Origin of the sequence: Streptomyces sp. NPDC005494, assembly GCF_042872025.1 — a bacterium.
Taxonomy (GTDB): Bacteria; Actinomycetota; Actinomycetes; order Streptomycetales; family Streptomycetaceae; genus Streptomyces.
Genome location: NZ_JBIAJR010000006.1, coordinates 34,093 through 46,118 on the forward strand (window position 1 = coordinate 34,093; position 12,026 = coordinate 46,118).

At 71.9% G+C, this 12,026-nt stretch carries 10 protein-coding genes; 3 read left to right on the forward strand and 7 right to left on the reverse strand.

The features are described from left to right. Window positions 1-274: 274 nt before the first annotated feature. Window positions 275-1,183, forward strand: coding sequence for a zinc-binding alcohol dehydrogenase family protein (locus ACFYQ6_RS18800; RefSeq protein WP_388763867.1), 909 nt, complete (start codon window positions 275-277; stop codon window positions 1,181-1,183). A 39-nt stretch (window positions 1,184-1,222) separates the two neighbouring features. Then, a complete protein-coding gene (locus tag ACFYQ6_RS18805) occupies window positions 1,223-2,299 on the forward strand; it encodes an acyltransferase family protein (RefSeq protein WP_388763869.1) in 1,077 nt (358 codons plus the stop codon). A gap of 121 nt (window positions 2,300-2,420) precedes the next feature. Here ACFYQ6_RS18805 and ACFYQ6_RS18810 read toward each other — a convergent pair whose 3' ends face one another. From ACFYQ6_RS18810 to ACFYQ6_RS18825, 4 genes are all read right to left on the reverse strand, one after another. Further along, the gene (locus ACFYQ6_RS18810) at window positions 2,421-2,729 is read right to left on the reverse strand and encodes an SCO5918 family protein (RefSeq protein ID WP_388763871.1); all 309 of its coding nucleotides are present in this window, start codon (window positions 2,727-2,729) and stop codon (window positions 2,421-2,423) included. Window positions 2,730-2,789: 60 nt separating this feature from the next. Beyond that, window positions 2,790-4,352, reverse strand: a complete 1,563-nt coding sequence (locus tag ACFYQ6_RS18815) for a DEAD/DEAH box helicase (RefSeq protein WP_361578963.1) — start codon at window positions 4,350-4,352, stop codon at window positions 2,790-2,792. A gap of 303 nt (window positions 4,353-4,655) precedes the next feature. After that, on the reverse strand, window positions 4,656-4,859 hold the full coding sequence (locus ACFYQ6_RS18820) for a cold-shock protein (RefSeq protein ID WP_014155340.1): 204 nt from the start codon (window positions 4,857-4,859) through the stop codon (window positions 4,656-4,658). A 305-nt stretch (window positions 4,860-5,164) separates the two neighbouring features. Beyond that, entirely contained in the window at window positions 5,165-5,509 is a 345-nt protein-coding gene (locus tag ACFYQ6_RS18825; RefSeq protein ID WP_361578965.1) for a MerR family transcriptional regulator, read from the reverse strand. Between the two features lie 395 nt (window positions 5,510-5,904). Between ACFYQ6_RS18825 and ACFYQ6_RS18830 the strand changes: the two genes are divergently transcribed. Then, entirely contained in the window at window positions 5,905-6,123 is a 219-nt protein-coding gene (locus ACFYQ6_RS18830; protein WP_361578967.1) for a hypothetical protein, read from the forward strand. 55 nt (window positions 6,124-6,178) lie between these two features. Here the strand turns inward: ACFYQ6_RS18830 and ACFYQ6_RS18835 are convergent, their stop codons facing one another. The 3 genes from ACFYQ6_RS18835 to ACFYQ6_RS18845 form a co-directional block, all read right to left on the reverse strand. After that, the gene (locus ACFYQ6_RS18835; protein WP_361578969.1) at window positions 6,179-6,592 is read right to left on the reverse strand and encodes a hypothetical protein; all 414 of its coding nucleotides are present in this window, start codon (window positions 6,590-6,592) and stop codon (window positions 6,179-6,181) included. Window positions 6,593-6,644: 52 nt separating this feature from the next. Next, entirely contained in the window at window positions 6,645-8,339 is a 1,695-nt protein-coding gene (locus ACFYQ6_RS18840) for a SpoIIE family protein phosphatase (RefSeq protein ID WP_388763875.1), read from the reverse strand. A 137-nt stretch (window positions 8,340-8,476) separates the two neighbouring features. Further along, window positions 8,477-12,025 (reverse strand): glycosyltransferase, encoded by a 3,549-nt coding sequence (locus ACFYQ6_RS18845; RefSeq protein WP_361578973.1) that lies wholly within the window; start codon window positions 12,023-12,025, stop codon window positions 8,477-8,479. Window position 12,026 lies beyond the last annotated feature (1 nt).

Below are 12,026 nucleotides of genomic sequence, written 5' to 3' on the forward strand. Positions count from 1 at the left end.
GCGCAGTCTGGCAGGCCTCCCCGGCCACGACCACGGCCTTCCCGTACCGCCCGGTCCTGCCCGGAGCAGCCGGGACTCCGGTGCGTGCGGGCCGGCGGACACTACGGGACCCGGTGCCCGAAGCGTGCCCCTGTGCCGCGACGCAGAGTCACCCGCAGAACAAACCGCTCGTCCCGTTTCTGTCGCACTGGTATTCGGCCGAATCCGCAGCCAGGACCGCCAGCGCGTTCCGGAACACCGGGCGGCCCTGGATGGCCGCGCGATACCGTGCGGCATGCTCGCCATCCAGTTCGACCATTTCGGTGGTCCCGAAGTCCTCCGCCCCGTCGAGCTGCCCACCCCGGTGGCGGGCCCCGGCGAAGTCCTCCTCACCGTCGAAGCGGCCGGGGTGAACTTCGCGGACACCCACCAGGTCGACGGTTCCTACCTCGCCGCCGATGCGCTGCCCCACGTCCCCGGCAGCGAGGTGGTGGGTCGCACCCCCGAGGGCAGGCGGGTGCTGGCCCGTGTCTCCCACGGCTACGCGGAGCAGGTGACCGCCAAGGAGTCCGCCGTCCTGGACATACCCGAGGATCTCGACGCCGCACAGGCGCTGGCCCTGATGGTCCAGGGTCTGACGGCCTGGCACCTGCTGCGCTCCGCCGCCCGGCTGCGCACCGGGGAGAGCGTCGTGGTGCATTCGGCGGCGGGCGGCGTCGGCAGCCTGGCCATCCAGCTGGCCAGGGAGTTCGGAGCGGGCCGGGTGCTGGCCCAGGTCTCCACCCCGGCCAAGGAGCGCCTCGTCCTGGGCCTCGGGGCGGACGCGGTGGTGAGCTATCCCCTCGCCGACAAGGCGGACATCGTCCTGGACGGCGTCGGCGGGGAGCTCTTCGACCAGGCGCTGGGGTCGCTGGCCTCCTTCGGCCGGCTCGTGACCTACGGCAACTCCGCCCGCACGGGCTTCACCCCGGTCGACCCGGCCCTCCTGAACCGCCTCAACGCCTCCGTGGCCGGATTCTGGCTGCGCCCCACGCTCGCGCTCCCGGGGGCGGTCAGCGGGCCCCTCAAGGAGCTCTTCACCCTCGTCGCCGAGGGCCGCCTCCGGCCGGTGACGGGCAGCAGCTATCCACTCGCCGAGGCCCGGAGGGCCCACGAGGACCTGCTGGCCCGCCGGACCACCGGCAAGGTGATCCTGACCACGTGAGGGGGCTCGGGGCCCGGCGGAGCTTTGTAGGGTGACCGGATGCCCTCGCTGACCTCACGCTCCCCGGGTCCCGCCGCCGACGGCGCCGGAGCACCGGCCCCCACGTCCGCCCGGCCGGGCCGTGACCCGTACTTCGACAACGCGAAGTACCTGGCCATCGTGCTCGTCGCGATGGGGCACGCCTGGGAACCGCTGCCCGGCAGCGGTCGTCTGGTCGAGGCGGTGTACACCTTCGTCTACACCTTCCACATGCCGGTCTTCATCCTGATCGCCGGATACTTCTCGCGCGGCTTCGAACTGCGGCAGGACCGGGTGTGGAAGCTCGTCACCAGCCTCGTCGTGCCCTACATCGTCTTCGAGATCGCCTACACCCTCTTCGAGCGCCTCACCGGAGCCCCCGGATTCCCGCTGAGCCCGCTCACCCCGTACTGGCTGCTCTGGTTCCTGCCCGCGCTGTTCCTGTGGCGGCTCACCACCCCGTTCTGGCAGACGGTCCGGTGGCCGGTCGCGGTGTCTCTGGCCGTCGCGGCCGTGGGGGCGGTGACCAGCAACATCGGGGGCGACCTGCAGCTCCAGCGCATCCTGCAGTTCCTGCCGTTCTACGTGCTGGGACTGCGACTGCGGCCCGAGCACTTCGCGTTCGTACGCCGCCGCGCGGTGCGCATCGCGTCCGTGCCCGTCTGCCTGGTCGCGCTGGCCGCCGCCTACTGGGCGGTGCCGCGCACGACGACCTCGTGGTTCTTCCGCCGGTACGGCGCCGAGCAGCTCGGCTCACCCGCCTGGACCGGCGCCCCTGTGACCCTGCTGCTGTTCGTCTGCGCCGTGGTGCTCAGCGCCTGCTTCCTCGCCTGGGTCCCCGGCCGCAAGCTGTGGATGACGGCGCTCGGCGCGGGCACGCTGTACGGCTACCTGCTGCACGGCTTCGTCATCAAGGGCGCGGTGAAGCTGGACCTCTTCGAGGCGGACGTACTGTCCACGCCGCCGGGCCGGATCCTGGTGTCGGCCGCCGCCGCGCTCATGGTCACCGTCCTGTGCAGCCCGCCTGTACGGCGGGTGTTCCGGTACGTCGTCGAACCCCGGCTCGACTGGGCCAGGAAGCCGGCGACGGCGCCCTGACGGGCTCGTCCGCGACGCCTCCGCCATCCTGGACGGGGATCCGGGCCCCGGCGGGCCGGGAACGCACCGCACCCCCGGAGCCGACGGCCCCGGGGGTGCGGTGTTCGCGGTGCTCGCGGGCTCAGACGACGCCGGGCGAGCCGAGCAGCGCGGACGCGTTCTCCAGCGGCGTGAGGGGCACCGCGGGAGCGGGCACCTCCGCCGGCCGGCAGGTGAAGCCGAGGCGCGACAGCGCCCTGGTGACCTCGGCGGCACTGAAGTCACGGCGGTCCTGCCGGGTGATGACTTCGCCGACCTGCTTGACGGGGTAGACACGGCGGCCGACGACCACCGCGTCACCGATGACGGGTTCGGGCTTGATGCCCTTCATCGATGCCTCCACCTCGTTCTTGAACAGATCGAAGGGGAAACGGGCGATGACACAGCGCATGGGGCCTCGACAAGGTCGTAGAGAAAGCCGGACGGGGGCGGCCGGATCACGGCCGGACCGCTACGCGGCCTTGTTGGTCCGGCGCTGGGCCGCCGCCGCACGGGCCTGCGGCGTCGCCGTGTTGGCGTTGGAGCGGCGTCCCTGACCGGGACGCGCACCGCGCCGTCCACGGGGGCCGGAGCCACTGCCCTTGCGCTCCGTCACGGGTGCGCTGATCGTGACCGGCACGCCCGAGGGCGCCTGGGCGCCGGTGATACGGCTGAGCTCCGCCTCACCGGAGCGCACCTGGGCGACCTGCGGCGTGATTCCGGCGTCGACCATCAGCCGGGTCATGTCACGGCGCTGGTTGGGCAGCACGAGCGTGACGACGCTGCCGGACTCCCCGGCCCGCGCGGTACGCCCGCCGCGGTGCAGGTAGTCCTTGTGGTCGCTGGGCGGGTCCACGTTGACGACGAGGTCGAGGTTGTCGACGTGGATGCCGCGCGCGGCCACGTTCGTGGCGACCAGGACCGTGACGTGGCCGGTCTTGAACCGGTCCAGCGTGCGGGTCCGCTGCGGCTGCGACTTACCACCGTGCAGCGCCGCCGCCCGCACACCGCTGTTCAGCAGGTGGTCGGTGAGCTTGTCCACGGCGTGCTTGGTGTCCAGGAACATGATCACCCGGCCGTCGCGGGCCGCGATCTCCGTGGTGGTGGCGTACTTGTCGGCGCCCTGGACGTAGAGCACGTGGTGCTCCATCGTCGTCACCGCGCCGGCCGCGGGGTCGACGGAGTGGACCACCGGGTCGTGCAGGTAGCGGCGGACCAGCAGGTCCACGTTGCGGTCCAGCGTCGCCGAGAAGAGCATCCGCTGGCCGTCGGGGCCGACCTGGTCGAGCAGCTCGGTGACCTGCGGCATGAAGCCCATGTCGGCCATCTGGTCGGCCTCGTCCAGGACGGTGATCGCGACCCGGTCGAGCTTGCAGTCGCCGCGCTCGATGAGGTCCTTGAGCCGGCCCGGGGTGGCGACCACGATCTCGGCGCCGCCGCGCAGCGCGCTGGCCTGGCGGCCGATCGACATGCCGCCGACGACCGTCGCCAGCCGCAGCCTGAGCGAGCGGGCGTACGGGGTGAGCGCGTCGGTGACCTGCTGGGCCAGTTCCCGGGTGGGGACGAGCACGAGGGCCAGCGGACGGCGTGCGTCGGCGCGGTTGCCCGCCGTGCGGGCGAGGAGGGCCAGACCGAAGGCGAGCGTCTTGCCCGATCCGGTGCGCCCACGCCCCAGGACGTCCCGTCCGGCGAGCGAGTTCGGCAGGGTGGCCGCCTGGATGGGGAAGGGCACCGTCACGCCCTCGGCACCCAGCGCCGCCAGCAGGGGCGCGGGCATCTCCAGGTCCTCGAAGGACTCCACGGCGGGGAGGGCGGGGGTGATGGTCACCGGCAGGGCGAACTCACCGGACGGGGCGGAGCGCCGGCCGTAGCCGCCGGAGCGCTTCGGCCCGCCTGAGCGGCCCTGCCCGCCCGGGGCGCCCGGCCTGCCGGATCCCGCGGAGCGGAATCCGTTGGCGGTGCGACTGCCGTTGGACCCACCGGAGCGGGTCCGGGAAAATCGGTCGTTCGTGCGAGATGTGCGATCGCGGTTCAATGGAGAACCTTTCCCTCGAATGGCACGTGTCGAGGGATTCTTTCCGGGCGGCTGCAGCCATGTACGGCGCCAAGAATCGCAAGAACGAGCCGGTGAAATAACTGAGAACGAAGTCCGTCCACCGGATGAACCAGCAGTATTCGGTACTCCATATGACTGCATGAACCGACCACTTCACGGTCGGCGCACCTCGGGGATTACCGCGACGGTGCGACGGCCGTGGTCACGGCCGGGAAAAACACAACGAGCTGGGGCCCGCACCCCAAGGTGCGGGCCCCAGCTGCGTCATGCGACCTGAGCAGATCAGGCGGGGGTGATGTTCTCCGCCTGCGGGCCCTTCTGGCCCTGCGTGACGTCGAAGTTCACCTTCTGGCCTTCCTGCAGCTCACGGAAGCCCTGGGCGGCGATGTTCGAGTAGTGGGCGAAGACGTCAGCGCCGCCACCCTCCTGCTCGATGAAGCCGAAGCCCTTTTCCGAGTTGAACCACTTCACGGTGCCAGTAGCCATGTCATATCTCCTTCGGGGCGTTGCCCGTGGACCCGCACTGTGCGAGTCCTACGTCGCCGCAAATGATTGCCCCGTCCGGAAGAGACCGGAAATACAAAAGCGCACCCACCGGAGTGAAAACGGCGAGAGCACTTGAAGTTTTGGGAACCACAACTGCAACTGAGATCAACCGTAGCACGATTCGGGCACAGACGAGCTGTACGCCATATCACTCGCCCGGCGCTCCGTCGCACACGGCATAAACTCTCATCGCTGATTGCGCGCATTTCTGTGCCGACGGAAACAGATATACACCCGCGCGCCGGTCAGGAATCGGCGCCACTCCGGCCGGCCGCGGGCCGTCGCAGCTCTTCGTTGAGGCGCAGGGCCTCTTCGAGCTGGTCCTCCAGGATGACGATGCGGCAGGCCGCGTCGATCGGCGTGCCCCCGTCCACCAGCTCGCGGGCCCGGGCCGCGATGCGGAGCTGGTAACGCGAGTAGCGGCGGTGGCCGCCCTCGGAGCGCAGGGGGGTGATCAGGCGGGCTTCACCGATGGCCCTCAGGAAACCCGGCGTGGCACCGATCATCTCCGCGGCTCGCCCCATCGTGTAAGCGGGGTAGTCGTCGTCATCGAGACGGTCCGTGGCATGCGACGGAGATTCCGGGGGCATCTGCACCTCTTCTGTAGCGCTCCGGGCCACCGATATGGCCTGGCTGCACAAGAAACCCTAGGCGTAGGGGTAGGTCATGTCTATTGCCGCCGGAACAGCTTTCCGCCGGCCCGGGTGTCCGCCACCGCGCGCGAGGCGCCGCGCGGGCACCCGCGGAAGCGGTCCGTAGCCGCATGATCACCCCAACAGGGCTGACCGACCGGTCAGTTGTCGGCAGCCCTGGGAAGGGTCATACTGCTCCCGGTAGCCCTTCACGCATCCCCCGTCGTGAAGGGCTACTTCACGTGGGCCCCGTATCCACCGGCCCCGGCCGGCGGCCCCGATTGCGCTCCCGCACAGGACCCGGTTACGTGGTCCGGAGGGAAGGGTCAGCGACGCGACCGGGAGGCACGCAGATGCCCAGGACACCCTCGAACTCCAAGGCCGGTCTGCTCCTGAGCCTGGGCGGAAGCGCGGTCGCCGTCGTCCGCACCGTGAAGCAGATGCGCAGGGCCAGAGGAACCCAGGACAAGCTGACCACCCTGAACACCGCGGCGGGACTGCTGCCCCTGATCACGTCAGCCCTGCTGGTCCTGCGCCGGCTGCGCGGGCGCTCCCGCCGGAAGGCCCGATGACCTGAAGGCCGGGGCGCATCCGCCGGAAGGCCCGATGACCTGAGGACAGGGGCGCTCAGAGCGCCCCGGCCGGCGAGCCCGCCCGTGTCCGCCCGCGAAGCCGCTCCAGCACCCGGCCGCGCAGCAGCTCGTACTCCGCGCGGAGCCGCACGATCTCGGCGGGACGCTCGATCACCACACCCCCGGTCACGATCTCGTGCGCGGCGAACTGCTCGCGCGTCAGGTCGATCTCGACTCCCTCGCCCAGCCGGTTCCACCAGTGGAAGTCGACCTGCTCGCCGTCGACCCGCACCTCGCCCCGGATCAGCTCGCCGCCCAGCAGGTCGTTGACCACGAGCGCGGTGACCCCGCACTGGTCCCGGGCGGGGTTTCCCGGATTCCACCGCGGGCGGTGCTCGGGCGTGGTCGTGTCCGCGTCCCAACTGCTGCGGACGGCGGCTTCGACATCGGTGAGAAGCAGAGGTTCCATGCAGCCGATCCTCGCACCCGCCACTGACAACGGCCGTGGCCGAGGAGGGCGTTCAGTATCCCCGGCTGCGTGAGACGAGTACCGCGATGTCGTCCTCGGCGGTGTCGGCGAAGCGGTCCACGACCTCCTCCAGCAGGTCCTCCAGACGCCCGCTCGCCGGAAGCGTGAGCCGGGCGAGCCGTTGGATCGACGCGTCGATGTCCTCGCCCCGGCGCTCCACCAGACCGTCGGTGTACATGAAGAGCACCGTCCCGGGACCGCACGGCAGCACCGTCGTCACGTACCCCCCGAAGCCGGTGCCCAGGGGAGGCCCCACCGGTATCCGAGCCACCCGCGCCGCAGGCGCCCCCGGGTCGATGAAGGCCGGCGGCGGATGACCCGCGCTGGCCACCTCGCAGACGCCCTCCCGCCGGTCGACGACCGCGACCAGGCAGGTCGCCGCACGGTCGAGGCCGGACTGCTCCACGGCCCGGTCCAGCCGCTCCAGGATGCGGTGCGGCGGCTGTTCGTCGTCGGCCATGATGCGGAGCATCGAGCGGTAGTTGCTCATGGCGACGGCGGCCTCCACCCCGTGGCCCATCACATCGCCCATCACCTTGAGGTGCCGTCCGCCCTTCAGCGGGATGGCGTCGAACCAGTCGCCCCCGACCAGCGCCCCCTCGCCCGCGGGGAGGTAGAGGGACGCGATCTCGATGCCGTCGTTCGGCACGCGCGGCTCGGAGAGCAGCGAGCGCTGGAGCTCACGGGCGACGCCGTGCTCGTGCGTGTAGCGGTAGGCGTGGTCGACGTCGACGGCGGCGCGGCCCGCGAGCGTCCGGGCGACGACGACGTCCAGTCCTTCGGTGAACGGCGGCGAGTCCCCTGCCCGCAGCAGGCTGAGCGCCCCCATCGGGCGTCCGCGCGCGGTGAGCGGCACGACGACGGCCGAGTGCAGTCCGACCGCGCGGTAGGCGGCAGCCCGCTCGGCGCCGGGCGCGGCCCGGGCGAGCTCGTCGTCGCCGCTGAGGTCCACGAGCACCGGCTCGTCGTCGGCGAGGCAGCGGGGCACCGCCGCGTCCTCCTGGTAGTCGACGTCCGCCCCCGGACCGCCGAAACCCTCGATCGCGTCGTGCAGCGCCGGAATCGCCGCCGCCCCGCAGCGCTGCAGCCGGATCGCTCCGGACGGCGGCTCCCGCCTGCCGTGTCCGTTCTCCTGCGGGATCATCTCGACGACGGCCGCGTCGGCCATCACGGGCACCACGAACTCCGCGAGCTGCTGGCAGGTGGATCGCGCGTCCAGCGTCGTACCGATCCGTGCGGCCGCGTTGTCCAGCAGCGTCAGATAGCTCTTGGCCCGCCGCAGCTCCTCCCGCTCGTTCTCCTTGGCCGTGACCTCCTGGGCGATCCCGACCAGCCCGCGGACCCGGCCGTTCTCCTCCATACGGTGGAGGCCGACACGCCAGTACCGCCGCTCGATGAGCGAGTCCACCCAGGTCCGCCCGGTGACGGTGATCTCCCGGGGCCGCCCGTCGGCCAGGACCTGGCGCATGACGTCCGTGCGGACGTCCATCTCCGGAAGCACCTCGGAGACGGACCTGCCGAGGTGTGCGGCGGCAGGCACCCCGTTGAGCCGTTCGAGTGCGGGGTTCACGTAGACGTAGCGCAGCTCCGTGTCGAAGACCGCCACCCCGGCCGGGCTGTTGCTGATCACGGCGGCCAGACCGGACACGTCGAAGGGCGGCGGGTGGGCGTGCTCTTCGGCCTGCAACGGAGCCTCCGGAGGGATGCGTACCCGGCGAGTGCGAGCGGTCCGCACCCCCTGCGGCCCGGCGCCCTGGCTCCTCATCGTCCGCCGCTCCGCCGGGCCCCGCATCTCAGCGCCCGGCCCGGCGGAGCGCGCAGGTGTCAGCCGGTCACCGCGGGCGCGACGGGCGCGTCCGGTGCGGCGTCCGCGGTCTGCGCGAGCACGGAGGCCGCGGCGTCCGCCCAGGTCACCTCGCGGGCCAGCACCTCCCGGAGCTCCGCGGCCCGGCGGAACGCGCTGGGCAGGTCGGCCAGGACCATGTCCGTCTTGCGCGCCCAGGCCTCGGCGTCCACGTCGTCGTCCCCGGACATCGGCACGACCACCCGGGCCGCCACCTCGTCGCCGAGCTTCTCCCGCAGCAGCTCGGCCAGGCCGCTCGCCTCGCTGATCAGGACCGGGACACCCGCGGTGAGCGCCTCCAGACCGACCAGGCCGAAGCCCTCGGCCCGTGAGGGCATGAGGACGATGCTCGCCCGCCCCATGTCCTCCGCCAGTCGCGTCCGGTCCGCCGAGTAGACCCGCACCACGACCTCGAGCCGGGAGTTGTCGGCCCAGCCCTCGATCGCCTTCCGCTGCTGGTCCGCCCCGGTCCTGGGCACCCCCCGCACCACCAGGCCGATCCGGCTGAGCCGTTCCCTGTCGCGCCAGGCGGCGACCTTTCCGCAGGCGCGGGCCGCCAGGTCCAGCCCCTTCAGGTGGTGGTCCTCCATGCGCCCGACGACGAGCACCTTCAGGGGGGAACCGGCGGGAGGCGTCCTCGGGGTGCCGTCCGCGACGTCGAAGCCCGGATCGAGACGCAGCGGCGCCTTCTCCAGCTCGCCGAGGAAACGCCCGTACAGGTGGGGGCCCACCGTGACCACGCGGTACGCGTCCTTGCCGAGCCGCCGCTCGGTCTCCGTACGGTCTTCGGCGGCCAGCGCCATCTCGGTGTCACCGCCGGGCTTGAGCCACTCGATCTCGTCCGGCGCCATGTGGATGAAGTGCAGACGCCGGGCGTCCTCGAAGAAGTGGTTCACCAGCAGCGCCGCCGCCTGTCCGGTGATGCGGCTGTGCCCGATCACCAGGTCCACGGAGGTGCCGGCCGGCAGCTTCGGCCGCATGGTCAGGCGCACGTCGTCGCCGACGTCACCGGCGCCGGGCGCCACGAGGAGGTTGACCCCGCTCTCGCGCGCGGCGGTCAGCTCGGCGTCCGATGCGCTCAGCACCACGCAGTGGACGACCGCGCCCGCAGCCGCCAGGGCCGTGCACAGGTCGCGGTTGAAGGTGCTGAGCCCGCCGTGGGCCGACCACCATTCGGTCGCGACCACCAGGACGACCTTCGGCCCACGCACCACGGGGGCGGTGGCGGCGGCCCGGTGCCCGGCCACCGCGGGAGCGGAGGTGCCCTGCGGTTCGGAGGCGGTGGGGGCGACGGCGTCGGCCCCCGGCCCTGCCTCGCCGGGCGCACCGGCTCCCGGGCCGTCCGGCACGGGGGCGATGCTCCGGACGAGCTCGGCCGCCCGGCCGATCGCCGCGAGGAGATCGACCCCGGCCTCCTCCGGGAAGTCGATGCCCCCGCCCTCCGGGCGAAGCTGTGGCATCAGCAGATAGCCGACCCTGGCGTCGGGCACGGCGAGCGGCGCGACATCCGCCGCCGCCAGGCCCAGCATCTCGGCGGCGGCCTGCCAGTTCTCGTTCATCAGGTGCGCCATCGCGGCGTTGTACCTGCTCAGCGCCTTGGCGGTCGGGTCCTCCGCCAGCTCGACCGCGTGCTCGGCCCAGGTGAGGGCGGCGTCCGGCTCGCCGCTGGTCAGGGAGAGGTACAGCAGGTTGTTGGCGGCCTGGCCGGACCGCTCCAGTGCGAAGGCCTCGCCCAGCAGTTCCAGCGCGCCGGCGCGGTCCCCCCGCTCGTACGCCGTGTACGCGGCGGTCACGTAGTTCTCCGCGAGATCCGCGCGCAGCGGGCCGGTGGCCTTGCGCAGCCACGCCGTCAGCTCGTCCCAGCGCCTGACCGGCACCCTGACCCGGTCGATCCGCAGCTCGCCGCCGAGGGCTGCGACCCGCTCCGCCGCGGCCAGGAACGCCTCGTCCCGCGACAGGTCGTAGTCTGCGGCGTCCGGCGAGTAGAGCCAGCGGTCGGCCGTGTACTCGCCGTACACACAGGTCACCGTGGTGAGGTCGAGGGCGGCGGGGCGTCCGGCCTTGAGGACGGCCTGGTGCAGGAACTGCACCGTCGGCGGGATGGGGTTCGTGTCGCTCGCCGTCAGGCCCTCCAGCGCCAGCAGCGCCCCGTCCACGTCCTCCTGGCTCATCCCCGGGCAGCAGGTGGACAGTCGGCGCACCTCGCCGCCCGCCAGCTCGCTGAGCAGGCAGGAGAGCCTCATCGTCAGGAGTCCGGCGGTCTCACGCCTGCCCAGGAGCGGGGAATGCGGCTCACGTTCGACCCGGCCGACGGTCCACAGCCGTACGTAGATCTCGTCGAAGAGGTCCGGCCCCTCCTCGAAGCGGACGGTCTCGGAGTCCGCCAGGACACCCGCCGCGATCATCTCGGCCCGGCACTCGACGAGCTCCTCGCGGGTGACCGACCCGCCGCCCAGCACGCTGTACGCGAACCAGATGTCGTCCAGGGTCGCGCGGTCCAGCGCCCAGCACAGCACGTTGAAGGCCCTGAGCCGCTCGGGCGGCATCTCACGGACCGCGCGGATGAGGGCGCGGTCGCGGACGTCCCGGTTGCTCTCCATGCGGGAGCGCACCGCCTCCAGCATGTCCGGTGTCAGCGCCATGGTGGAGGCGGCGCCGGTCTGCCAGCGGGCGAACATCTCGTGGCAGTAGAGCTGGATCTCGTACGGATTGCCGTCCGTGAGCCGTACGAGTTCGTGTGCGGTCTCCCGCAGCCCTTCGGAGAGCAGCCGCAGGAGGCCCAGGTGGAGCAGGGGCTGGAACACGCAGGCGGCGATGTCCGACGGCTCCTCGAAGCGCTCGACCTTGATCTCCGTGAACTGACGGAGCAGCGGTGAATACACCTCGTCGATCGTGCTGAGCAGGCTCTGCGTGCCGGCGAGCACGAAGACGAAGCCGTCGAGCCGGGTGCCGAGCGAGCGCAGGACGGAGAGGACCTCCTGCTCCCCCGCGATCAGCTGGGCCTCGTCGATGAGCAGGGCGATGGGCCGGCCGAGGGACTTCACGAAGTGGGCGAGGTCCAGCCGCAGCGGGGTCTCCGGCACCACACCGAGCGGCCCGGCGAGGGCGAGGGCCTCGGGGAACTGGAGCGGGCACCCGGGCTCCGGGGCCGCCCCCGCGAACATCCTGCGTATCAGGGCGCCGGAGAGGGGCACGGGGTCCGTGAGCACACCCTCGGCCATGACGGCTTCCGCGACCTCCTCGTACACCTTGCGGAAGAAGGCCGAGGCGGAGGCGTGGCCGGGGACGAGATCCACCCGGACGGGCAACAGGCCCCGCTCCCGGGCGAGATGCTCGGTGCGGTTGAGGAGGCTCGTCTTGCCCGACGCGCGCTGTCCGTGCACGGCGATGTGGATCGACGCCCGGTCGAGGCCCGCCTGACCCAACTCGTAGTCGATGGTGGCCAGTTCCGCGGCGCGGCCGACGAACAGAGCGGCATTGCGGACGGGGTTCCGGTAGTCGTACGGGTTGGGCACTTGGGATTTGTCCACG

What these genes read in the sequence shown, in the direction of transcription:
- ACFYQ6_RS18800 (WP_388763867.1), top strand. Translation starts at nt 275, where the DNA reads ATGCTCGCCATCCAGTTCGACCATTTCGGTGGTCCCGAAGTCCTCCGC.
- ACFYQ6_RS18805 (WP_388763869.1), top strand. Translation starts at nt 1,223, where the DNA reads ATGCCCTCGCTGACCTCACGCTCCCCGGGTCCCGCCGCCGACGGCGCC.
- ACFYQ6_RS18810 (WP_388763871.1), bottom strand. Translation starts at nt 2,729, where the DNA reads ATGCGCTGTGTCATCGCCCGTTTCCCCTTCGATCTGTTCAAGAACGAG.
- ACFYQ6_RS18820 (WP_014155340.1), bottom strand. Translation starts at nt 4,859, where the DNA reads ATGGCTACTGGCACCGTGAAGTGGTTCAACTCGGAAAAGGGCTTCGGC.
- ACFYQ6_RS18825 (WP_361578965.1), bottom strand. Translation starts at nt 5,509, where the DNA reads ATGCCCCCGGAATCTCCGTCGCATGCCACGGACCGTCTCGATGACGAC.
- ACFYQ6_RS18830 (WP_361578967.1), top strand. Translation starts at nt 5,905, where the DNA reads ATGCCCAGGACACCCTCGAACTCCAAGGCCGGTCTGCTCCTGAGCCTG.
- ACFYQ6_RS18835 (WP_361578969.1), bottom strand. Translation starts at nt 6,592, where the DNA reads ATGGAACCTCTGCTTCTCACCGATGTCGAAGCCGCCGTCCGCAGCAGT.